Annotated in this window: 20 protein-coding genes; 11 read left to right on the forward strand and 9 right to left on the reverse strand. The window is 51.9% G+C overall.

Going from position 1 to position 22,330, the window contains the following annotated elements:
• Positions 1-13: 13 nt before the first annotated feature.
• The 4 genes from fecA to LG384_RS01635 all read right to left on the reverse strand — a co-directional run bounded on the left by fecA (position 14) and on the right by LG384_RS01635 (position 4,329).
• Positions 14-2,329, reverse strand: coding sequence for a TonB-dependent Fe(3+) dicitrate receptor FecA (gene fecA / locus LG384_RS01620; RefSeq protein ID WP_045438582.1), 2,316 nt, complete (start codon positions 2,327-2,329; stop codon positions 14-16).
• Positions 2,330-2,423: 94 nt separating this feature from the next.
• Positions 2,424-3,380 carry a ferric citrate uptake sigma factor regulator FecR gene (gene fecR, locus LG384_RS01625; RefSeq protein ID WP_225760367.1) on the reverse strand — a complete coding sequence of 319 codons (957 nt, stop codon included), beginning with the start codon at positions 3,378-3,380 and terminating at the stop codon, positions 2,424-2,426.
• Positions 3,377-3,895, reverse strand: a complete 519-nt coding sequence (gene fecI / locus LG384_RS01630; protein WP_045438588.1) for a ferric citrate uptake sigma factor FecI — start codon at positions 3,893-3,895, stop codon at positions 3,377-3,379. Before fecI ends, fecR begins: the two co-directional genes overlap by 4 nt.
• A gap of 152 nt (positions 3,896-4,047) precedes the next feature.
• Entirely contained in the window at positions 4,048-4,329 is a 282-nt protein-coding gene (locus LG384_RS01635; protein WP_045438590.1) for a YjcB family protein, read from the reverse strand.
• Between the two features lie 550 nt (positions 4,330-4,879).
• On the opposite strand from LG384_RS01635, the gene LG384_RS01640 reads away from it, so the two are divergent.
• On the forward strand, positions 4,880-6,466 hold the full coding sequence (locus LG384_RS01640; protein WP_048222417.1) for an EAL domain-containing protein: 1,587 nt from the start codon (positions 4,880-4,882) through the stop codon (positions 6,464-6,466).
• A 2-nt stretch (positions 6,467-6,468) separates the two neighbouring features.
• On the opposite strand, the gene soxS is transcribed toward LG384_RS01640, so the two are convergent.
• A complete protein-coding gene (gene soxS, locus LG384_RS01645) occupies positions 6,469-6,792 on the reverse strand; it encodes a superoxide response transcriptional regulator SoxS (RefSeq protein ID WP_045438598.1) in 324 nt (107 codons plus the stop codon).
• Positions 6,793-6,878: 86 nt separating this feature from the next.
• Between soxS and soxR the strand changes: the two genes are divergently transcribed.
• The 4 genes from soxR (at position 6,879) to LG384_RS01665 (ending at position 11,840) form a co-directional block, all read left to right on the forward strand.
• Entirely contained in the window at positions 6,879-7,337 is a 459-nt protein-coding gene (gene soxR / locus LG384_RS01650; protein ID WP_045438603.1) for a redox-sensitive transcriptional activator SoxR, read from the forward strand.
• A gap of 628 nt (positions 7,338-7,965) precedes the next feature.
• A complete protein-coding gene (gene ghxP / locus LG384_RS01655; protein WP_045438606.1) occupies positions 7,966-9,315 on the forward strand; it encodes a guanine/hypoxanthine transporter GhxP in 1,350 nt (449 codons plus the stop codon).
• Between the two features lie 158 nt (positions 9,316-9,473).
• The gene (locus LG384_RS01660; RefSeq protein WP_045438610.1) at positions 9,474-11,120 is read left to right on the forward strand and encodes a Na+/H+ antiporter; all 1,647 of its coding nucleotides are present in this window, start codon (positions 9,474-9,476) and stop codon (positions 11,118-11,120) included.
• A 228-nt stretch (positions 11,121-11,348) separates the two neighbouring features.
• Positions 11,349-11,840: a transposase gene (locus LG384_RS01665; protein WP_225760368.1), complete on the forward strand. Its 492-nt coding sequence runs from the start codon at positions 11,349-11,351 to the stop codon at positions 11,838-11,840.
• 77 nt (positions 11,841-11,917) lie between these two features.
• Here the strand turns inward: LG384_RS01665 and LG384_RS01670 are convergent, their stop codons facing one another.
• Positions 11,918-12,808, reverse strand: coding sequence for a LysR family transcriptional regulator (locus LG384_RS01670; protein ID WP_045438614.1), 891 nt, complete (start codon positions 12,806-12,808; stop codon positions 11,918-11,920).
• A 101-nt stretch (positions 12,809-12,909) separates the two neighbouring features.
• On the opposite strand from LG384_RS01670, the gene LG384_RS01675 reads away from it, so the two are divergent.
• Together LG384_RS01675 and LG384_RS01680 are read left to right on the forward strand one after the other, a co-directional pair.
• On the forward strand, positions 12,910-13,320 hold the full coding sequence (locus LG384_RS01675; RefSeq protein WP_045438618.1) for a CidA/LrgA family protein: 411 nt from the start codon (positions 12,910-12,912) through the stop codon (positions 13,318-13,320).
• Positions 13,313-14,002: an LrgB family protein gene (locus LG384_RS01680; RefSeq protein WP_045438622.1), complete on the forward strand. Its 690-nt coding sequence runs from the start codon at positions 13,313-13,315 to the stop codon at positions 14,000-14,002. The genes LG384_RS01675 and LG384_RS01680 overlap by 8 nt, the downstream gene beginning before the upstream one ends.
• A 52-nt stretch (positions 14,003-14,054) precedes the next feature.
• On the opposite strand, the gene actP is transcribed toward LG384_RS01680, so the two are convergent.
• The 3 genes from actP to acs all read right to left on the reverse strand — a co-directional run bounded on the left by actP (position 14,055) and on the right by acs (position 18,215).
• Complete coding sequence (gene actP, locus LG384_RS01685) at positions 14,055-15,704, reverse strand: cation/acetate symporter ActP (protein ID WP_045438625.1); 1,650 nt, start codon at positions 15,702-15,704, stop codon at positions 14,055-14,057.
• Complete coding sequence (locus LG384_RS01690; protein WP_045438627.1) at positions 15,701-16,015, reverse strand: DUF485 domain-containing protein; 315 nt, start codon at positions 16,013-16,015, stop codon at positions 15,701-15,703. Before LG384_RS01690 ends, actP begins: the two co-directional genes overlap by 4 nt.
• A 241-nt stretch (positions 16,016-16,256) precedes the next feature.
• Positions 16,257-18,215 carry an acetate--CoA ligase gene (acs, locus tag LG384_RS01695; RefSeq protein WP_200012913.1) on the reverse strand — a complete coding sequence of 653 codons (1,959 nt, stop codon included), beginning with the start codon at positions 18,213-18,215 and terminating at the stop codon, positions 16,257-16,259.
• Between the two features lie 433 nt (positions 18,216-18,648).
• Here acs and nrfA point away from each other — a divergent pair, with 433 nt between their 5' ends.
• From nrfA to nrfD, 4 genes are read left to right on the forward strand one after another with little or no spacing between them, the layout of a single operon-like run.
• The gene (nrfA, locus tag LG384_RS01700; protein ID WP_045438632.1) at positions 18,649-20,085 is read left to right on the forward strand and encodes an ammonia-forming nitrite reductase cytochrome c552 subunit; all 1,437 of its coding nucleotides are present in this window, start codon (positions 18,649-18,651) and stop codon (positions 20,083-20,085) included.
• Between the two features lie 44 nt (positions 20,086-20,129).
• Positions 20,130-20,696, forward strand: a complete 567-nt coding sequence (gene nrfB / locus LG384_RS01705) for a cytochrome c nitrite reductase pentaheme subunit (RefSeq protein ID WP_045438645.1) — start codon at positions 20,130-20,132, stop codon at positions 20,694-20,696.
• Positions 20,693-21,364, forward strand: a complete 672-nt coding sequence (gene nrfC / locus LG384_RS01710) for a cytochrome c nitrite reductase Fe-S protein (RefSeq protein WP_045438650.1) — start codon at positions 20,693-20,695, stop codon at positions 21,362-21,364. The genes nrfB and nrfC overlap by 4 nt, the downstream gene beginning before the upstream one ends.
• The gene (gene nrfD, locus LG384_RS01715; protein ID WP_045438653.1) at positions 21,361-22,317 is read left to right on the forward strand and encodes a cytochrome c nitrite reductase subunit NrfD; all 957 of its coding nucleotides are present in this window, start codon (positions 21,361-21,363) and stop codon (positions 22,315-22,317) included. The genes nrfC and nrfD overlap by 4 nt, the downstream gene beginning before the upstream one ends.
• Positions 22,318-22,330: the final 13 nt, after the last annotated feature.

Here is a 22,330-nt window from a genome sequence, read left to right on the forward strand (position 1 = left end):
AAAAGAACCCTTATCAGAACTTCAGCGAGCCTTGCAGGTACAGCGTGCGGGGCTGTCCGGTGTAGATACCTTTGTTGTTATCGTCATACGAGCGGGTGTAGTACTCATGGTCGAAAATGTTCTTCACACCGAATGCCAGATTCAGGTCTGCCATCTGTGGGCCGAAGTCATACGCCACGCGAGCTCCCCACAGCATATAGCCGGGGATCCGTCCGGTGCTGCCGTCTGCGCTCTCTTTCTCAGTGTTTGCATTATCTGCAAACTGGCTGGACTGGAAATCGCTGTTCAGGTTGAAGGTCCAGCTACCCGGCTTGTAATCCACACCGAGCGTGCCTTTATGTTTCGGCGAGAAAGGAACCTGGTTGCCGTAGGTATCGCCTTTTTCACGAATTTCGGCGTTTACATAGGCGTAGTTTGCATAGATGGATACGTTATCGAACGTGGGCGTCAGGCTGCCGAGATCGTAACGAGCCTGAGTTTCCAGGCCGGTATGGCGCGTTTTGCCGCGTGCGGTAACGGTGTCATTGGTTTGGTTAGAGTCGTACTGATTATTAAAGTTAATCAGGAACAACCCCATTTCCGCCGTTAACGCCCCGCCGTCGTATCGGGTTCCGAGCTCCCAGGTTCGCGCTTTTTCCGGTTCCACGTTGCCGCTTTCCACAGCCTTGCCAATTTGGCTGTACTGTACGGTGCCGAATGAGCCTTCTGTGTTGGCATAGAGATTCCAGCTGTCTGTAAGATGATAGAGAACGTTCAATGCCGGAAGCGGAGCGTTATAGCTCACTTCCTGATGTGTTTTTTTGATGTTGTTGTTCTGATACGACTCGATATGCTCAAAACGCATACCTGGCGTAATGGTCCAGTTGCCGATATCAATTCTGTCATCCAGATACCAGGCATGCGCTTCAGTACCGGAGCGGGTATCACGATCGTGTGGGCTGGATGTTGAAGGTAACTGCCCGCTCGCTGCTGCGCTGAAATAGCGCATCTCATGCGTTGATTCGTTGACATAGCGATAACCTACACCGACTTCATGCGCGGAAGAGCCGATCATAAAGCTCTGGCTGTAGCGTGGTTCAATGCCGCGAACCCAGTAGTAACGTGGCGAAAGCGTGAGGTTTTTTCCCTGATCCAGAAAACCGCTACGCAGGGTTTGTGTATAAAAGCCCTGGATATTGAATTTATGTTGGCTGTCCGGCTGGAACTGGTACCCGAGGCTGGCCAGTTTTCTGCGGCCCCAGAAGCGATCATATGGACGGGTGGATTGCCAGCGGTCGGCGTCATAGTCGGCGCGAGACAGTCCACCAGGCATGTCGGCTTCACCATCGTAGTATTGCAAAAGGCTATTGAATGAGTGGACTTCGTTCGGCGAATATTTGCTTTTTAGCATGATATCGTCGATACGGGTGGCGCTGTGTTCACGCCAGTCACTACCACGGGTGCCGGAATAGAGCAGAGCGGAGCCGAAGCCGTTATCTGCCGTGCCGCCAATCATCAGATTGTGCGTTTCTTTCGGATTATTTTGTGATGAGGTTGGACTCAGTTGCCCCTCCGTCCCGGCTTCAATACCGAAGTCTTGTGGGATCGCGCGGGTGACGAAGTTCACTACGCCGCCGACACTTTGCGGTCCATAGCGCACCGCGCCGCCGCCGCGAACCACATCAATGGCATCCATATTGCCCAGAGAGACCGGTGCTAGCGAGAGTTGTGGTTGACCGTAGGGGGCAAACGGAACGGGGATGCCGTCCATAAGCACCGTTGAACGGCTTGCCAGGCGTGGGTTGAGGCCGCGAATGCCGAAGTTCATTGCCAGATCGTGGCTACCGGTACCGTTATTTTCTGGGGCGTTGACGCCAGGAATACGGTTAAGCGCTTCGCGCATTGTCGTTGCACCGGTTTTGATAAAATCATCGCGGCGGATAACGTCACGTGCTCCGGCATGTTCAAAGACGTCGTTTTCACGGGCATCGCCCAGCCAGTCGCCGACCACAGTCAATGAGTCTTCAGTCGCAACGGGGGCGGGTTCCAGCGTCCAGGTGTTATCTCCGAGCGATTTCTCCTGCAGGCCACTGCCTTTTAATAGCGCATGCAGACCCTCGTCGAGATTAAAGTCCCCTTGCAGACCATCGCTGTGTTTGCCGCGCGTCAGCGAGGCATCAACCGACAGAATAATACCGCTGCGCGTAGCGTACTGGTTCAGCGCTTTGTCTAAATCCCCTGCGGCAATATTAAATTGTGTCGCGATTGCAGGGAGCGAAGCCAGCCCGGCGAGCGGGAGCAGGCTTAAACGAATCCACATCCCCAGAGATGCTGTGTTATGAAAGGCCATCACGTCTCCATCATATTATTTTGTATTTTCATTAATAAAGTCGAACGACCAGAGGAAAAGGGATAATGGAAATGATAATTTTTTTCGTTATCGTTTAACTGATGGGGCTGAGAGTGACCCAATAGCGGGTAACAAACTGAATTTTAACGGGGAGTGTTTTGGCTATCGCATTCAGCACTGCATCAGTATTTCCTAATGGAAAAGTTCCTGTCAGACGTAATCCGGCGATGGCAGGATCGCAGCGCAGAATGCCGGGGCGATAGCGAGAGAGAGTGGTAATAACGTCTTCCAGTGGTTTGTCGCTGAAGCTGAGCACACCTTGCGTCCAACTCGCTGATTCGTTATTAAGCGGCTGTACATGACCAAATTGTGATGCGCTGAAAACCAGCATTTCACCCTGCTGGATCACCCGTATTTGGTGGGGCTCGCTGGCAAGACGCACTTCAACCGCGTGCTGATGGACGCTAAGGTGCGTTTCATCGCTCAGTTGGGTAACAGTAAATTCTGTACCCAGTGCGGTGAGTTGCCCCTGACGCGTCTGTACACGGAAGGGGCGCTGTAGATCATCTTTCCCGGTGGTAATTGCAATTTCACCGTACCACAGGCGTACCAGGCGTTGCTGATCGTCAAATTTTACGTTTACTGCGCTGTCGGTATTCAGTGAAAGTAGAGTGCCATCTTGCAGTTTTTGTCGCTGGATTTGCCCTTTCGCGGTCCGGTAATCCGCGCGTAACCCTTCCCCTGTTTCTGAGTGCCAGAGCGACCAGCCGCTTCCTGCACAGGCGAGGATCAGCAAGCCTTTCAGCACATGGCGACGAGTCAGGCGGGTATCATTCAACGTCCGACTGGCAAGGTTTCCTGGTACGCTGTTCATCTGGCAACGCAGATTTTCAACCTGCTGCCATGCCCACTGGTGATCTTTGTCCTGTTCATACCATTGTTGCCAGCGGGCTTCCTGCTGAGGGCTGACACGTTCACCGGTCAGTACAGCGTACCAGTGAGAGGCTGAACGTAATGCCTGGCGACGGGAATCGGTAAGTGTTGTTTTCACAGGTCGTGCTCCAGACGGAACAGCAGGCAGTGCTCAGTGGCTTTAGCGACGTACTTTTTCACCGAGCTTACCGATACGCTCAGTCGCTGCGCGATATCGCTATAAGTAAGACCATCGAGTTGAGAAAGCAGGAAGGCATATCTGGCTTTGGTGCTCAGTCCGTCCAGCATCTGGTCAACAAGTTGTAACGTTTCAAGATGAGACTGCTTTTCTTCTGCAGAAGGTGCCAGCGCTTCGGGTAACTGTGCGAGCATCTCCAGATACGCTCTTTCCAGTGCATTACGGCGGAACAGGTCGATCATTACCCGCTTAGCGATGGTGCATAAAAATGATTTTGGATCGCGAATGGCGGCGAGTGACTCACCATTGATAACACGTAGAAAAGTATCCTGAGCGACATCATCGGCATCGAATGCTGATTGTAATTTTCGCGTCAGCCAGTGGGTTAACCAACCGTGATGCGCACGGTACAACGATTCAAACGAGAGAGGGGCGCACTGAGCAGGATTAGACATGGCCGATAGTTTCAACAGTTAATCATCACGGCGGCATGTTAATATGAGAATGGTTATCATTTCAATGTTGGCGGAGGAATTTGTACAAGAGAGAGAATAATTGACTGATTTTGTGGGTAATAAAAAGCCTCCATGCAGGAGGCTCATTGGGGTCAGGTCAGTACCATCGGCCAGTCAGGCGGTGTATGGCTCATTACTTCCACCATTACAGATTCGATGTTCTTCCAGATAGCAGAGACATCCACCAGAGTGATACCAAGTAATCCGGTCGCAAACCAGCAGGCAAAAACAACCCCTAAACCGCTGCTGATGACAGCCAGGCCAATATAATCTGATTTACGAAACCGAATATTGAGCATACTGGCTAAAAACATGAGCACCGCGCTGAGCAGTTGCCACCGCAGAAGAACCACGCCAGTTGTTATTGTTGCCATGAAAAATGTCCTCAGAAAATCTGATGCCCAGGACAGCGCGGGGGGATTCACAGGGGGTGTGGCTCTCTGGCTATCGACGGGCATTTACATGAATGAAACGTTGTTTCTGTTACATGATTTTTGTGAACTATATCACATATGCTCGTTTGTTCACCAGTGTTGAGCGCTATTTTTGTCGGCTTATAGCCATGGTAAAGTTGTGGTTATATTGAGAGCGAGCAGATAATAAAGTATTCACAATATAAGATGCATTCATACTGCCTGTTATCTTTATCCTAAATTAATCTTTAAATTTTTTAATGTGTTTTTTTTTATGCAGCCAGTATTACGCCCATAAAACATTACGACTTCTGGATAATGTTGTTCCTGAATAAGCTAAACTCTAAGTTTGGCTTACGGAAAAATAATATCATCATCAACTAATATCAGACTTTTACATAGAGAAGTCTGTTGCTAATACTGATAGATTCATGCAACTTAGCTAGCTGGTGTTTATAGCATCCTGCCTTGATGGGTACTGGCATATACGATACAGGGAAATAGGGCTGACATGACTCACAGTGCGCGACGCAAGACGCTGAGGCTCCTCGGAACGTTCATGGTGGTAATGCTCCCCGTGGTACTGGCGTTATGGTTTGCTCACTTGAGGGCAATGTCCGAAACCCGCAATCAACTCCGCTCTTTTGCTCAACTGGTGTTAAATAAAACGGAACTGGTGATCCAGCAGGCTGATTTAGCTCGCGATATGGCCCAACTGTATCAAGGGAAGATGTGTACCCCTGAACATCAGAAAAGCATGCTGAATATTATTCGCGGTCGCTTATATATCAGTGAGCTAATTTATGCGCAGGCTGATCGTTTTTTGTGCTCTACATCGTTAGTACCCCCTGCCTCGTATATTATGCCGACCGCTGACTATAAGCGTACACCGGACATCTCCATCTATTACTATCGCGATACGCCTTTTTTCTCCGGCTACAGAATGACGTATATGCAAAGGGGAAACTACGTTGTCGTTATCAATCCATTATCTTACAGCGAGGTAATGTCAGACGATCCAGGTCTGGCCTGGGGAGTATATGATACGGTTACGGATTCCTTCTTCTCTGCAAGTGAAGGGGTAAACGTTGCGCAATTATTGCCGTTGGTGCGCGGCGCAGCCTCTACGTTCCAGCAAGGTAATCGCTTCTATACCATCGTTCGTTCTGAAAAGCGGCCAATTGCGATTATTGTGTCGACGACAGGCGATCGCGTAATTCAAAATTTCTATCATGAAGCTGCGTTAACACTTCCCTTCGGGGCAATTAGCAGCATTCTGATACTGTTAATGTGGTGGCGTACGCGTCAGCAATACTACTCTCCCCGCCGCCTGTTAAAACGCGCGATCAAAAAACGTCAGCTTTGTCTGCATTACCAGCCAATCATTGATATCAAAAATGGTAAATGCGTCGGGGCCGAAGCTTTGCTGCGCTGGCCTGGCGGAAAAGGTGAAGTAATGAGTCCGACAGAATTTATTCCGCTGGCAGAAAAAGAGGGAATGATAGAGAAGATCACGGATTACGTGGTGGAAGAAGTGTTCAACGATCTGGGCTATTTTTTATCGGCGCACCCTCAGCTTTATATCTCAATAAACCTTTCCGCTTCTGATTTTCATTCATCCCGACTGATTGCCTTAATTGCCGATAAAACACGCGAGTATTCGGTGCAAGCGCAGCAGATTAAAGTTGAGGTGACTGAACGCGGATTTATTGATGTGCATAAAATGACCCCGGTCATCCAGGCATTTCGTCAGGCGGGTTATGAAGTCGCGTTTGATGATTTTGGTACGGGGTATTCCAACCTGCATAACCTGTCTTCATTGAATGTTGATATTCTGAAGATCGATAAATCTTTTATCAGTACGCTAGCCACCAATAGCACCAGCCACCTGATTGCGGAACATATCATCGAGATGGCGCAAAGTTTACATCTGAAAACTATTGCAGAAGGTGTAGAAACGTCGGAGCAGATCAAGTGGCTGCTGGAGCGCGGCGTACAATACTGTCAGGGATGGTACTTCGCGAAGGCGTTGCCGCCACAGGAATTCATGCACTGGCTCCAGCGATCGCCCGCCATACTGTCGCAAAGCGGGCAATAATCTTACAGGCGATGACGGTAGTCGCTGGGAGTACGATCAAACTCGCGGCGGAACACGCGTGAGAACGTTTGTTGCGATACATAACCCAGATCCATCGCGATATCAAAAATAGGCCGCTCGGTGTTACGCAACTCGACAGCGGCCAGCAGAAGTCGACGCTGACGGATATAGTCGCCCAGCGTCTGACGCATCACCGTGCGGAACATCCGCTGTAAATACCACTTCGAATAGCCTGATTTTTTCGCGACCACCTCAATATTCAGCGGTTGGTCGATATGTTCATCAATCCATTCAATAAGGGTCTGAATAATTTGCTGATGGGACATATAGTTGCCTCTTGCTCAGTGTTCGATTCGTCGTTTTGTCTGTGGGCGAGTATAATTCCTCAAGTTAACTTGAGGTAAAGCGATTTATGGAAAAGAAATTACCCCGCATAAAAGCTCTGCTAACGCCTGGCGAAGTCGCAAAACGTAGCGGTGTGGCGGTATCAACTTTGCATTTCTATGAAAGCAAAGGCTTAATCAGTAGCATGCGCAATAGCGGCAATCAGCGTCGATATAAACGTGATGTGCTGCGCTATGTCGCGATTATCAAGATTGCTCAGCGCATAGGTATTCCGCTGGCGACGATTGGCGACGCGTTCGGTGTCTTGCCAGAAGGGCACTCGCTTAGTGCGAAAGAGTGGAAGCAACTCTCGTCGCAATGGCGTGAGGAACTGGATCGACGCATTCATACCCTGGTGGCGTTACGAGATGAGCTGGACGGCTGCATTGGTTGTGGTTGTTTGTCGCGCAGCGATTGTCCGTTGCGTAACCCAGGCGATCAGCTTGGTGAGCAGGGAACAGGGGCGCGATTGCTGGAAGATGATTGATGTGAAATATTCGATGGGCATATCCCCTAAACAACATGAAGTATGACGGGGATAAAACTAAAGCGCCACAGAGGGCGCTTTAGTTTGGTTCCGGTCTTTGTCTTTCACTCTATCCCGCTGGTTCACGGGAGGGTTTCCCCCGACATCAACACCCCTCAGTCGAGCACATTAGGGGAGGTTCCGGCTTGTGTTGATAAGTTAATTGTAAGCCAGCTCAGGGTATTTGCCAGTGTATTGACGGTTTTTTCGCCTAAAAATTTCCCACAACTCCACCAATTTTTCTGCGTAACTTTGCGTCCAAAACAAAACGATTGTTGCGACAACTCAGCGAAATTTGTTGCCAGATTGCGCATTGACGATAACGTTTGCGCATCGACTGTCTATTTCTTGTACGTTATAAGAAGAAATGAGTAAAAACTGGCAAAGTTCAGTTGAAAACCGTCGTATGATCGCTGGATAATCGTTTGCTTTTTTTTACCACCCGTTTTTTTATGCGCGGAGCTAAACGTTTGCTTTTTTGCGACACCCCTATTGACGCAAACCTGGCACATGGAGAAAACGTTTAGCAGGCAGTGGATTGTCCATCACGCATAAGGACGAAAAAATAAACTCTCAGGGGATGTTTTCTATGTCTACGCCTTCAGCGCGTACCGGCGGCTCACTCGACGCCTGGTTTAAAATTTCACACCGTGGCAGTACCGTCCGTCAGGAAGTCGTTGCCGGATTAACGACGTTCCTGGCGATGGTCTACTCTGTTATCGTGGTTCCAGGAATGCTGGGTAAAGCCGGGTTCCCGCCTGCTGCTGTATTTGTGGCGACCTGTCTGGTGGCAGGGGTTGGTTCGATTGTGATGGGCCTGTGGGCAAACCTGCCGCTGGCTATTGGCTGCGCCATTTCGTTAACGGCATTTACTGCATTCAGCCTGGTTCTGGGACAGCATATCAGCGTGCCTGTCGCGCTGGGTGCGGTGTTCCTGATGGGTGTCCTGTTTACCATCATTTCTGCAACCGGTATTCGTAGCTGGATCCTGCGCAACCTGCCACAAGGTGTTGCGCACGGCACCGGTATTGGTATCGGCCTGTTCCTGCTGCTGATTGCGGCAAACGGTGTTGGTCTGGTCATTAAGAATCCGCTGGATGGTCTGCCGGTTGCCCTGGGTGACTTCGATACCTTCCCGGTCATTATGTCGCTGATTGGTCTGGCGGTGATTATTGGCCTTGAAAAACTGAAAGTACCAGGCGGCATTTTACTGACCATTATTGGTATTTCCGTGGTCGGCCTGATTTTCGACCCCACCGTACACTTTTCCGGTATTTTCGCTATGCCTTCTCTGAGCGATGCTGAAGGTAATTCGCTGATTGGTAGCCTGGATATTATGGGCGCACTGAACCCTGTCGTCCTGCCGAGCGTGCTGGCGCTGGTGATGACTGCAGTCTTCGATGCGACGGGTACTATCCGTGCCGTGGCCGGGCAGGCGAATCTGCTGGACAAAGACGGGCAGATTATTGATGGTGGCAAAGCGTTAACCACCGACTCCCTGAGCAGCGTGTTCTCCGGTTTGGTGGGCGCAGCACCGGCGGCGGTGTACATTGAATCCGCAGCAGGTACGGCGGCTGGCGGTAAAACTGGTCTGACGGCGATCACCGTCGGCGTTTTATTCCTGCTGATCCTGTTCCTCTCTCCGCTCTCTTATCTTGTTCCTGCTTATGCAACGGCTCCAGCACTGATGTACGTCGGTCTGTTGATGCTGAGCAATGTGGCGAAAATCGACTTCACTGACTTTGTTGATGCGATGGCGGGTCTGGTGACAGCCGTGTTCATCGTGCTGACCTGTAACATCGTTACCGGCATTATGATTGGCTTTGCCACGCTGGTTATTGGTCGTATCGTTTCTGGTGAATGGCGCAAGCTAAACATTGGGACCGTGGTGATTGCTGTAGCGCTGGTAGTCTTCTACGCAGGCGGTTGGGCTATCTGATCCTGATACGCTGATGATCCTGAAAACGGGTGGCTTTTGCCGCCCGTTTTTATTTTCAGAACACATCTCGTTGTCTTTTGCGTTACTCTGAAGTAGATAGAATTGAGGCACGACGCTTCTCGTCACATATCATAAGAAACATCGCAAACAGGGAACGCATGGAAATCTTCTTCACCATACTTATCATGACCCTTGTGGTCTCGTTGTCGGGGGTATTAACTCGCGTATTGCCCTTTCAGGTCCCTTTACCTCTCATGCAGATCGCCATTGGCGCCTCGCTGGCATGGCCGACGTTTGGTTTGCATGTGGAGTTCGACCCCGAACTGTTTCTGGTTCTGTTCATCCCTCCTTTGCTGTTTGCCGACGGCTGGAAAACGCCAACGCGTGAGTTTCTCGAGCACGGTCGGGAGATCTTCGGCCTGGCGCTGGCGCTCGTTCTGGTCACGGTTATCGGGATTGGTTTTATGATTTACTGGCTGGTGCCGGGGATTCCGCTGATCCCCGCTTTCGCACTGGCTGCCGTGTTGTCGCCAACCGATGCCGTCGCGCTTTCCGGCATTGTCGGTGAAGGGCGTATACCGAAGAAAATCATGGGTATCCTGCAGGGTGAAGCGTTAATGAACGACGCTTCTGGCCTGGTATCGCTGAAATTTGCCGTCGCCGTGGCGATGGGTACGATGGTGTTTACCGTCGGCGGTGCGACGGTTGAGTTCTTCAAGGTAGCGATTGGCGGTATCCTGGCCGGTTTTGTTGTCAGTTGGTTGTACGGCCGCTCTCTGCGTTTTCTCAGCCGCTGGGGCGGTGATGAGCCAGCAACGCAAATCGTCCTGCTGTTCCTGCTGCCGTTTGCTTCTTACCTAATTGCTGAACACATTGGCGTATCCGGGATCCTTGCCGCGGTCGCTGCCGGGATGACGATTACCCGTTCTGGCGTAATGCGGCGCGCGCCTCTGGCGATGCGTTTACGTGCTAACAGCACCTGGGCAATGCTGGAGTTTGTCTTTAACGGCATGGTATTCCTGCTGTTAGGGCTGCAGTTGCCAGGAATCCTGGAATCGTCGCTGGTGGCGGCAGAAGCCGATCCAAACGTCGAAACCTGGATGTTGTTTACTGATATCGTCCTGATTTATGTCGCGCTGATGCTGGTGCGTTTTGGCTGGCTGTGGACGATGAAAAAATTCAGCATGCGCTTCCTGAAGAAGAAGCCGATGGAGTTTGGCTCCTGGACGACGCGTGAAATCCTGATCGCGTCCTTTGCCGGCGTGCGTGGTGCAATCACACTGGCTGGTGTGCTCTCTATTCCGTTACTGCTGCCGGATGGTAGCGGCTTCCCGGCGCGTTATGAATTAGTATTTCTTGCTGCTGGCGTCATTCTGTTCTCGCTGTTTGTTGGCGTGGTGATGCTGCCAATTCTGCTGCAACATCTCGAAGTGGCCGATCACTCTCAGCAACTGAAAGAAGAGCGCATTGCCCGTGCGGCGACGGCCGAAGTGGCGATTGTCGCCATCCAGAAAATGGAAGAGCGTTTGGCTGCGGATACCGAAGAGAATATCGATAATCAGTTGCTGACTGAGGTGAGCTCCCGCGTTATTGGTAATTTGCGTAGACGTGCCGATGGGAGAAACGATGTAGAAAGCTCCATGCAGGAAGAGAACCTGGAACGGCGCTTCCGTCTGGCGGCACTGCGTTCAGAGCGGGCGGAGCTGTACCATCTGCGTGCTACGCGTGAGATCAGCAATGAAACGTTGCAGAAGCTACTGCACGATCTGGATTTGCTGGAAGCGCTGTTAATCGAGAACCAATAAACGGTTGTGCCTGATGGCGCTACGCTTATCAGGCCTACAAACCGGCAATACCGATGTAGGCCGGATAAGGCGTTAAGCCGCATCCGGCGAAGGTTGTGCCTGGTGGCGCACAGCTTCCAGGACTGCAAAAAATTATTCATCGTGTAATTTGCGAGCGGCTTTCCTGAACGAATCCGTCCTTCTTGTCGATTCCCTCTTTTCTCCGTACGGTTGAGGAAAGGGGGAAACATGTCCAACTATCGACGAAATTACATCCATGGAGGCACCTGGTTTTTTACTGTGAACTTGCAGGACCGCCGAAGCTATCTTCTGACAGCCAACATTCACGCGCTTCGGTGTGCAATCGCTACGGTTAAAAAGGCTAGGCCATTTCAGATCAATGCGTGGGTCGTATTACCAGAGCATATGCATTGCATATGGACGTTACCTGGCAATGATGCGGATTTTTCCTCCCGCTGGCGGGAAATTAAGAAGCATTTCACTCGCTCATTGTCTGCACGACATATCTGGCAATCTCGCTTTTGGGAGCACACCATCCGTGATGAGCACGATTATCGCCAGCATGTTGATTATATTTACATTAACCCGGTGAAGCACGGTTGGGTAAAGCAGGTACAGGCATGGCCTTTTTCAACATTCCATCGTGATGTGAGGAATGGTTTGTACCCACAAAATTGGGCTGGTGAAATAATGGATTTTAATGCGGGCGAACGTGCCTGATGGCGCTACGCTTATCCGGCCTACAAACCGGCAATACCGATGTAGGCCGGATAAGGCGTTAAGCCGCATCCGGCAATTTATGACTCCTGCGTTAACCAAAACCCTTCGCAACATTTCAGCCACGCCTGGGCGCTGTGCGACAGATACACACCTTCACGCCAAATCATGCCCAACTGCCAGCGTAAATTACTTTCCAGCGGGATCCAGCGCAGCGTCTGCTTATCCAGCCGCTGGCAGATCGGCTCTGGCAAAATAGCGATCCCGACCCCGGCTTGCACCATCGCCGCCAGAAAGTCCCACTGCCCGCTACGCACCGCGATTCGCGGCTTAACGTTGTGCTGATTAAACAGTTCAAGTAGCTGACGGCTGAGAGCAAAATCTTCGTTGTAAATCAGTAACGGATGCTCAGCCAGTGCTTCGGGTGAAATGGAATCGCAGGTTGTCCACTGGCCGGATCGTGGCACAAGTACGCAGAGTGGGTGGCTGAAAAGCGGTAAGGTTGCCAGTCCGCTCTCTTCTTCGACCGGTAGCGCCGTCATTGCCACGTCCAGATCGCCATTCATCACTGCCTGCTGGACGGTTAAGCCGCCAAATTCAGATACCTTCAGTTCCACGCCGGGATAGCGCTGGCGAAACAGGCTGATTGGCCCCGCCATAAGCATGCCGACCATCGGGGGGATCCCGAGTCGCAGGATCCCTTTATTGAGATGGTTAATGTCGCTGAGTTCTGCTTCGAGTTGCCGAAATTCGGCCAGGATCGCCAGACCACGCTCAAACACCACCTGTCCGGTGTCGGTCAACAACAGCCGACGTCCGTCACGAATTAACAGCGTGCAATTAAGCTCGTCTTCAAGGTTCTTCAACATTTTGCTGATGGTGGGTTGGGTGACAAAGAGCTTCTCCGCTGCGCGGGTGAAACTCTGCTGACGTACTACCTCAACAAAATATCGCAGCGTTCTGATATCCATGATTATTCCTTAAGACTATGCCTGCAATGAGTTTAATTCATTTCAGTCCTGGGGGGAGGCTCTCTATACTGGCGCTCTCTATTTTTTAAGGACATTCCCTCATGGCTGTGGCGATAAGCCGCGTGACGCCTGCCGTTATTCACCGACTCCAGATACCCGTTCAGGTACTGTTGTACGCAGGTTTATTTGTTTTTGCCCAATATCTTGTCTCCTGGCTACACCTGCCGCTTCCTGCCAATCTGGTAGGGATGATTTTGATGTTGGCGTTGATTGTCTGCCGGGTTATCCCACTTAACTGGATACGTGCAGGCGCCCGCTGGTTACTGGCTGAAATGCTGCTGTTTTTTGTTCCGGCTGTTGTGGCTGTCGTGAACTATACGCAACTGTTGCTGGTCGATGGTTGGCGCATTTTTGCTGTTATTGCGATCAGTACGCTGATGGTACTTGGTGCAACCGCATGGGTAGTAGATAAAGTGTATCGCTATGAAATGAGCAGGTTAAACCGTGAGTAACTTCCAGTTAAGCGTGCTTTGTCTGGTGATAACGCTGGGTATCTATTTTGCCAACAAGCGTTTGTATCGCCGCTTTCGTAAATTACCGCTGATGCCGCTGGTTCTTACACCGGCCCTGTTGGTACTGATGCTGGTTTTTGGCCACATTTCCTGGCAAAACTATATTGGTGAATCTCACTGGCTGCTGTGGCTGTTAGGCCCGGCGACCATCGCTTTTGCCGTTCCGGTTTACGATAATCTCGCGGTGATTAAGCGCCACTGGATGTCTCTGACAGCAGGTGTTGTCACAGCAACGCTGGTGGCTGTGACCAGCTCCGTCTGGCTGGCACGTTTGTTCATGTTACCCGATGAGATCCAACGCAGTCTGGCAGTACGCTCTGTCACCACACCGTTTGCGCTGGCGGCGGCGGAGCCGTTAGGCGGTCAACCGGATCTGGTGGCGTTGTTCGTAGTAGTTACTGGCGTGTTCGGTATGGCGGTCGGCGATGTGCTGTTTCTGCGGCTCTCTATTCGCGAAGGTATGGCGAAAGGGGCGGGATTTGGTGCGGCGTCCCACGGTGCGGGTACGGCGCGCTCTTATGAACTTGGTCAGCAGGAGGGGGTTGTCGCCAGTCTGGTGATGATGCTCTCCGGTGTGGTGATGGTTCTGGTCGCACCGCTGGTGGCTACATTGATGTTTTGAGAGAAAATGAACTCCTCCGACCCGCAGGCCGGAGGAGGAGAGAGACTATTAGTTAGTGCGCGCGACCCTGCTCTACACCGTACCCGGTCTGGGAACGGATGAACTGAGCACGGAACTGCTCCCGCTCACGGTTACCTTCTGCTGAGTTATCCGTAGCGGAGAAGAACCAAATCCCGAGGAACGCAACGCTGATAGAGAACAGCGCCGGGTATTCATACGGGAAAATAGCTTTTTCGTGGCCGAGAATTTGCACCCAAATAGTCGGGCCAAGAATCATCAGCACTACTGCCGTCAACAGACCTAACCAGCCACCCAACATAGCGCCTCGCGTGGTCAGTTTTGACCAGTACATAGAAAGCAGAATGATTGGGAAGTTACAGCTGGCAGCGATAGCGAAGGCCAGACCCACCATGAAGGCGATGTTCTGATTTTCAAACAATACGCCGAGCACGATAGCGATCACGCCCAGTACCAGCACAGTAATTTTTGAAACACGCAGTTCGTCACGCTCGGTTGCGCCTTTGCGGAACACGTTAGCATACAGGTCGTGAGAAACTGCTGATGCGCCTGCCAGCGTCAGACCGGCAACCACCGCCAGAATGGTGGCAAATGCCACGGCTGAGATAAAGCCGAGGAACAGGTTGCCGCCTACCGCATTCGCCAGGTGCACCGCCGCCATGTTATTACCGCCAATCAGCGCGCCAGCCGCGTCTTTGTACACCGGATTAGCACCGACCAGCATGATGGCGCCAAAGCCGATGATAAAGGTCAGAATGTAGAAATAACCCATAAAACCGGTGGCATAGAACACGCTCTTACGCGCTTCGCGGGCATCGCTGACCGTGAAGAAGCGCATCAGAATATGTGGCAATCCTGCAGTACCGAACATTAACCCGAGTCCCAACGACAACGCGGAGATCGGATCTTTTACCAGCCCGCCAGGACTCATAATGGCCGACCCTTTCGGGTGTACCGCCATGGCTTCGGTGAACAGGTTGTTGAAGCTGAAGCCGACGTGTTTCATCACCATGAATGCCATAAAGCTGGCGCCGAACAACAGCAGTACGGCTTTGATGATTTGCACCCACGTAGTTGCCAGCATGCCGCCGAACAACACGTACATCATCATCAGTACGCCAACCAGCACCACGGCAATGTGATAGTTCAGACCGAACAGCAACTGGATAAGTTTACCGGCGCCTACCATCTGGGCAATCAGGTACAGCGCCACCACCACCAGTGAACCGCAGGCAGACAGAATACGAATTGGCCCTTGTTTCAGGCGATAAGAGGCGACGTCAGCAAAGGTGTAACGACCAAGGTTACGCAGACGTTCAGCAATCAGGAACAGAATGATTGGCCAGCCGACCAGGAAGCCCAGCGAGTAAATCAGACCGTCATAGCCAGAGGTAAAGACCAGCGCGGAAATCCCGAGAAACGAGGCTGCTGACATATAGTCGCCAGCAATCGCCAGCCCGTTCTGGAAGCCGGTGATATTGCCGCCAGCGGTGTAATAGTCGTTACGCGACCGTACGCGTTTAGAGGCCCAGTAGGTAATACCGAGCGTAAAGACGACGAAGATCAGGAACATAACAATCGCCTGCCAGTTGGTTGGCTGGCGTTGGACTGCACCGCTAATAGCATCCGCCGCATTTGCGGCGAAGGGCAGCGTGGCGGCAAGCGCCGTCAGGACTCTCTTCATGATGCTTTAACCTCGTGCAGAACCGCATTGTTAAGACGATCGAATTCACCGTTTGCCCGCCAGATATAGATCCCGGTCAGAATGAAGGAGATAAGGATCACGCCCACCCCAATCGGAATACCCCGGGTAACGCTGGTTCCCGCATGCAGCGGCGTTCCCAGCCAGCCAGGCGCAAAGGCAATCAGTAAAATAAAGCTGATATAAACCACCAGCATGATGATGGACAGAACAGCGGCAAACCGTTGCCTTTTTTCAACTAATTCCCTGAAACGCGCACTGTCTTCTATCCGCTGATAAATATTGTCATTCATCACAGAGCTCTCCAGAGGTCCCCCTGCGTCTTTCGCGTTACAGGCTTGTTGGCCGCACTCACCCACCCCAGTGACATAGTGAACTCTGTTCTTGGGGATGTGCTCGTTTGTCGCCTTCCTGTAACGCGAAATCCTTTGGGGGAGGTTTTTATATTTCCCTCCCGGTGAAGAGAGGGTAGGGTCAGATTTGTAGGCCGGATAAGACGTTTTGGCGTCGCCATCCGGCATTTTCAGGACTTTGTTAGGATGGCATCGCGATAGCCTGCTTCTCTTCGAGCAGTTTCTCTACCACGCCTGGATCGGCGAGGGTCGAGGTATCGCCCAGATTGCTGGTATCGCCCGCCGCAATTTTGCGCAGAATACGGCGCATGATTTTGCCGGAGCGGGTTTTCGGTAGTGAGTCAGTCCAGTGCAGCACATCTGGCGTTGCCAGCGGGCCAATTTCTTTACGCACCCAGTTGCGAACTTCAGCGTACAACTCAGGTGACGGCTCTTCGCCGTGGTTGAGTGTGACGTAAGCGTAGATCGCCTGGCCTTTGATGTTATGTGGAATACCGACTACCGCGGCTTCGGCGATTTTCGGATGCGACACCAGCGCCGACTCGATTTCCGCCGTACCCAGACGGTGACCGGAGACGTTCAGCACGTCATCAACGCGTCCGGTGATCCAGTAATACCCATCTTCGTCACGACGCGCGCCGTCGCCGCTGAAGTACATATTCTTGAAGGTGGAGAAGTAGGTCTGCTCGAAGCGCTCGTGATCGCCAAACAGGGTTCTCGCCTGACCCGGCCAGGAGTCGGTAATAACCAGATTGCCTTCGGTAGCGCCTTCCAGCGGATTACCCTCGTTATCAACGATGGCGGGTTGCACACCAAAGAACGGGCGCGTCGCGGATCCGGCTTTCAGCTCGGTTGCACCCGGCAGTGGGGTGATCATGAAGCCACCGGTTTCGGTCTGCCACCAGGTATCGACGACCGGGCATTTTTCGTTACCAATCTTCTTCCAGTACCACTCCCACGCTTCCGGGTTGATAGGCTCGCCCACCGATCCCAGAATACGCAGCGATGAACGGTCAGTACCTTCAATCGCTTTATCACCTTCTGCCATCAGGGCGCGAATTGCGGTTGGTGCGGTATAGAGAATATTCACCTGGTGCTTGTCCACAACCTGCGACATACGCGCAGGCGTTGGCCAGTTTGGTACGCCTTCAAACATCAGCGTCGTTGCACCGCAGGCCAGCGGGCCGTACAGCAGATAGCTGTGTCCGGTAACCCAGCCCACATCAGCGGTACACCAGTAGATATCCCCCTGATGATAATCAAAGACATACTTAAAGGTCGTCGCCGCGTAAACCAGATAACCGCCAGTGGTGTGTAGCACGCCTTTCGGTTTACCGGTGGAGCCGGAGGTATACAGGATAAACAGCGGATCTTCCGCGTTCACTTCTGCCGGCTGATGCTCAGGACTCGCTTTTTCAATAAGATCGGACCACCACAGGTCACGACCTTCCTGCCAGTCTGTCTTCCCACCAGTACGTTTGAGGACCACTACATGTTCAACGGTTTTCACGTTCGGGTTTTTCAGCGCATCATCCACATTCTTTTTCAGTGGGATGCCGCGTCCGGCGCGCACACCTTCATCAGCGGTGATTACCAGGCGTGAATTTGAGTCAATGATACGTCCGGCAACGGCTTCTGGTGAGAAACCGCCGAAGATAACCGAATGCACAGCGCCAATGCGGGCGCAGGCCAGCATGGCAACCGCAGCTTCCGGAACCATTGGCATATAAATAGCCACGACGTCGCCTTTTTTAATCCCCAAATCCAGAAGGGTATTGGCAAAACGGCAGACATCGCGATGCAGTTCGCGATAAGTAATATGTTTGCTTTGGGTGGCATCATCGCCTTCCCAAATAATGGCGGTGCGATCGCCATTTTCCAGCAGATGACGGTCAAGGCAGTTCGCCGCCAGATTCAGCGTGCCGTCTTCGTACCATCTTATGGATACGTTGCCAGGTGCAAAAGAGGTGTTCTTAACCTTGCTGTACGGTTTGATCCAATCAAGAATTTTTCCCTGCTCGCCCCAAAATGTGTCGGGATCGGTAATGGACTGCTGGTATTTCGCTTCGTACTGCTCCGGGTTTATCAGGCAACGGTCCGCAATATTTGCGGGAATAGCGTGTTTGTGTATTTGGCTCATGGCTTTTGTTCTCCTTGTAGGATGTTAATAATATGTCGCACAAACGTTAAATGTAGGGGCTTTGGCGTTTTTGTTTAGTATTTGCGCGGCAGATCACGCAATAAAGGAATTGTGCAAATTAGCGGCAAACTGATTTTTGAAGGGAACTAGCAAAAATTGATTAAATCTCGTAATAACATGCAGTTATCAATAAATTGTTGAAAAGGTGATCCGTATCGAAAATAGACAAAAGAGTGAGGCTCAGAAGGGGGTGAATAACTCTAAAGTGGTATTTTACATACACTTACAATTGATTAAAAACAACATTTCTTGTGGGGTTTCTTGTTACAAATAGGGTGGAGCAATGTCATGACAGTATTCGTGTGGTTGCTGTTATGGAAAACAATAAAAGAACCGCCATTGAAAGTAATGGCGTCATCTGGATGAGACCCCTATGGCAAGGACAAAATCACGCGTACGCCGTTTCTTCAGCCTGATATTACCGTTTTTATTTATATCTGTTGTTAACGCTGAACAAACCCCTGTACCCGCAAAGACCGTCACCGTTGAAGCGAAGAATGAAACCTTCGCCCCTCAGCATCCCGATCAATATCTCTCCTGGAAAGCCACGTCGGAGCAGTCAGCTCGTGAAGATGCGCTGGCAGAAGATCCTCGACTGGTGATCCTGTGGGCGGGATATCCTTTCTCCCGCGATTACAACAAACCGCGTGGGCACGCGTACGCGGTTACCGATGTGCGTGAAACCTTACGTACCGGCGCGCCAAAAACGGCAGAAGATGGTCCGCTGCCGATGGCCTGCTGGAGCTGTAAAAGCCCGGATGTGGCACGTCTGATCCAGAAAGACGGGGAAGACGGTTACTTTCACGGCAAATGGGCGCGTGGCGGCCCTGAAATTGTTAACAACTTAGGCTGCGGCGATTGCCATAACACCGCATCGCCAGATTTCGCCAAAGGGAAGCCTGAATTGACGCTGTCTCGCCCTTACGCGGAACGCGCCATGGAAACGATTGGCAAACCGTTTGATAAAGCCGGTCGCTTTGACCAGCAGTCAATGGTTTGCGGTCAGTGCCACGTGGAGTACTACTTTGACGGTAAAAACAAAGCCGTTAAGTTCCCGTGGGATGAGGGCATGAAAGTTGAGAACATGGAGAAATACTACGACGCCATCGCGTTCTCCGACTGGACCAACTCTCTGTCTAAAACGCCAATGCTGAAAGCGCAGCACCCGGAATATGAAACCTGGAGCGTGGGCATTCATGGCAAGAACAATGTGACCTGTATTGACTGTCACATGCCGAAAGTACAGAACGCCGAAGGCAAGATCTATACCGACCATAAAATTGGTAACCCGTTCGATAACTTCCCTCAGACCTGCGCTAACTGCCACACCCAGGATAAAGCCTCACTGCAAAAAGTGGTTGCTGAGCGTAAACAAGCGATTCATGACCTGAAAATCAAAGTTGAGGATCAACTGGTTCATGCGCACTTTGAAGCAAAAGCTGCATGGGATGCGGGCGCGACGGAAGCTGAAATGAAGCCGATTCTGGAAGATATTCGCCATGCACAATGGCGCTGGGATCTGTCGATTGCTTCACACGGTATTCACATGCACGCGCCGGAAGAAGGTCTGCGTATGTTGGGTAGCGCGATGGATAAAGCCGCTGATGCACGCACCAAACTGGTACGTCTGCTGGCGACCAAAGGCATCACTCATGAAATCCCTCTGCCGGATATCTCCACCAAGGAGAAAGCCCAGCAGGCGATTGGTCTGAATATGCAGCAAATCAATGCTGAGAAGCAGGACTTCATCAAAACGGTGATTCCGCAATGGGAAGACCAGGCACGTAAAAACGGTCTGTTAAGCCAATAACCCCATTCCGCCTCGCAAGGGGCGGATAACTCAACGGAGTGAATATGAGCGTATTACGTTCGTTATTAACTGCTGGGGTGCTGGCGTCAGGCCTGTTCTGGAGCCTGTGCGGGATAACCGCCACGCCAACGCCACAGGAATCGGAGCAACGCTGGACGGTAACCCAACAGCGTAACCCGGATGCCGCCTGTCTGGATTGTCATAAGCCAGACACTGAAGGCATGCATGGTAAACATGCACAAGTCATCAACCCGAATAATAAACTGCCGGTTACCTGTACCAACTGTCACGGCCAGCCATCCCCGAATCACCGTGAAGGGGTGAAGGATGTGATGCGCTTTAATGAGCCGATGTACAACGTGGAGCAACAGAACAGCGTCTGTATGTCCTGCCACCTACCTGAGCAGTTGCAAAAAGCGTTCTGGCCGCATGATGTCCACGTGACTAAAGTGGCCTGTGCCAGCTGTCACTCATTGCATCCGAAGCAAGACACGATGCAGACGCTAAGCGATAAAGGACGGATTAAGATTTGCGTCGATTGCCACAGCGATCAGCGTAACAATCCAAACTTTAACCCGGCGTCTATTCCCTTGCTTAAGGAGCATCCATGAGTTGCTCTCGTCGCCAGTTTATCACCGGCGTCAGCGCGCTGGTGGCTGTGAGCGGGACGGCGGGACGCGTTGTGGCGAAGACGTTGAATATCAACGGCGTCCGTTACGGCATGATACATGATGAGTCATTATGCATCGGCTGCACTGCCTGTATGGATGCCTGTCGGGAAGTCAACAACGTGCCAGAAGGCGTCTCGCGTCTGACGATTATTCGTAGTGAGCCGCTGGGGACGTTTCCCGATGTGAAGTACCGCTTCTTCCGTCACTCTTGCCAGCACTGCGATCATGCTCCCTGTGTTGACGTCTGCCCGACGGGGGCGTCGTATCGCGATGCCGCCACCGGGATTGTGGATGTAAACCCGGATCTTTGCGTCGGCTGCCAGTATTGCATTGCCGCTTGTCCTTACCGTGTGCGATTTATCCACCCGGTCAATAAGACGGCGGATAAATGCGATTTCTGTCGGAAAACCAACCTGAAAGCGGGCAAACAGCCTGCCTGCGTTGAGTCGTGTCCGACGAAAGCGTTGACGTTCGGTAATCTGGACGATCCCAACAGCGACATCTCTCGTTTGTTGCACCAGAAAAACACCTACCGTTACAAGCTGGCGCTGGGCACAAAACCGAAGGTCTACCGCGTTCCCTTTAAATATGGGGAGGTGAGCCAATGACACCCGCTTCTGCTTTTCATTTTGAATCACTGGTGTGGGATTGGCCCATTGCCATCTATCTGTTTCTGATTGGCATATCCGCTGGACTGGTGACGTTGTCGGTATTGCTGCGACGGCTGCACCCGGAAGCGGGCGGTGCCGACAGTACGCTGCTGCGCACCACGCTGGTACTCGGGCCGGGAGCGATTATTCTTGGTCTGTTGATTCTGGTATTCCACCTGACGCGACCGTGGACCTTCTGGAAACTGATGTTCCACTACAGCTTCACTTCGGTGATGTCGATGGGGGTCATGCTGTTTCAGTTGTACATGGTGGTGCTGGTGTTGTGGCTGGCAAAAATCTTCGAAAAAGATGTTATTGCCCTGCAACAGCGCTTCATCCCGCGTCTGAGTATCGTGCAGAAACTGCTGGCGCTGATAACGCCGTTCCATCGTCTGCTGGAAACAGTAATGCTGGTGCTGGCGGTACTGCTCGGGGCATATACCGGGTTCCTGCTGTCGGCGCTGAAATCCTATCCGTTCCTGAATAACCCGATCCTGCCGGTCCTGTTCCTGTTCTCCGGGATCTCCTCCGGGGCGGCGGTTGCGTTAATTGCCATGGCATTACGCCATCGCAGCAACCCGCACAGTACTGAGGCGCACTTTGTTCACCGTATGGAAACCCCGGTTGTCTGGCTGGAGATCTTCCTGCTGGCAGCGTTCTTTGTGGGGCTGGCATTAGGCGATGACGGCAAAATGCGTGCACTGGCAGCAGCGCTGGGTGGTGGTTTCTGGACCTGGTGGTTCTGGCTTGGCGTTGCCGGGCTTGGGCTGATACTACCGATGCTGCTGAAACCCTGGGCTAATCGTAGCTCGACGTTTCACGGCGTTCTGGCGGTGTGTGGCGCCAGTCTGACAGGAGTGCTGTTACTGCGCTTTTTTATTCTGTACGCAGGCCAGCTTACAGTTGCATAAGGTAGGGTGATTT

Origin of the sequence: Citrobacter sp. Marseille-Q3906, assembly GCF_916618775.1 — a bacterium.
GTDB lineage: Bacteria > Pseudomonadota > Gammaproteobacteria > Enterobacterales > Enterobacteriaceae > Citrobacter > Citrobacter murliniae.

Coding starts and splice junctions, on each gene's coding strand:
- fecA (WP_045438582.1), bottom strand. CDS start 2,329: ATGGCCTTTCATAACACAGCATCTCTGGGGATGTGGATTCGTTTAAGC.
- fecI (WP_045438588.1), bottom strand. CDS start 3,895: ATGTCTAATCCTGCTCAGTGCGCCCCTCTCTCGTTTGAATCGTTGTAC.
- LG384_RS01635 (WP_045438590.1), bottom strand. CDS start 4,329: ATGGCAACAATAACAACTGGCGTGGTTCTTCTGCGGTGGCAACTGCTC.
- LG384_RS01640 (WP_048222417.1), top strand. CDS start 4,880: ATGACTCACAGTGCGCGACGCAAGACGCTGAGGCTCCTCGGAACGTTC.
- soxS (WP_045438598.1), bottom strand. CDS start 6,792: ATGTCCCATCAGCAAATTATTCAGACCCTTATTGAATGGATTGATGAA.
- soxR (WP_045438603.1), top strand. CDS start 6,879: ATGGAAAAGAAATTACCCCGCATAAAAGCTCTGCTAACGCCTGGCGAA.
- ghxP (WP_045438606.1), top strand. CDS start 7,966: ATGTCTACGCCTTCAGCGCGTACCGGCGGCTCACTCGACGCCTGGTTT.
- LG384_RS01660 (WP_045438610.1), top strand. CDS start 9,474: ATGGAAATCTTCTTCACCATACTTATCATGACCCTTGTGGTCTCGTTG.
- LG384_RS01665 (WP_225760368.1), top strand. CDS start 11,349: ATGTCCAACTATCGACGAAATTACATCCATGGAGGCACCTGGTTTTTT.
- LG384_RS01670 (WP_045438614.1), bottom strand. CDS start 12,808: ATGGATATCAGAACGCTGCGATATTTTGTTGAGGTAGTACGTCAGCAG.
- LG384_RS01675 (WP_045438618.1), top strand. CDS start 12,910: ATGGCTGTGGCGATAAGCCGCGTGACGCCTGCCGTTATTCACCGACTC.
- actP (WP_045438625.1), bottom strand. CDS start 15,704: ATGAAGAGAGTCCTGACGGCGCTTGCCGCCACGCTGCCCTTCGCCGCA.
- LG384_RS01690 (WP_045438627.1), bottom strand. CDS start 16,015: ATGAATGACAATATTTATCAGCGGATAGAAGACAGTGCGCGTTTCAGG.
- acs (WP_200012913.1), bottom strand. CDS start 18,215: ATGAGCCAAATACACAAACACGCTATTCCCGCAAATATTGCGGACCGT.
- nrfA (WP_045438632.1), top strand. CDS start 18,649: ATGGCAAGGACAAAATCACGCGTACGCCGTTTCTTCAGCCTGATATTA.
- nrfB (WP_045438645.1), top strand. CDS start 20,130: ATGAGCGTATTACGTTCGTTATTAACTGCTGGGGTGCTGGCGTCAGGC.
- nrfC (WP_045438650.1), top strand. CDS start 20,693: ATGAGTTGCTCTCGTCGCCAGTTTATCACCGGCGTCAGCGCGCTGGTG.
- nrfD (WP_045438653.1), top strand. CDS start 21,361: ATGACACCCGCTTCTGCTTTTCATTTTGAATCACTGGTGTGGGATTGG.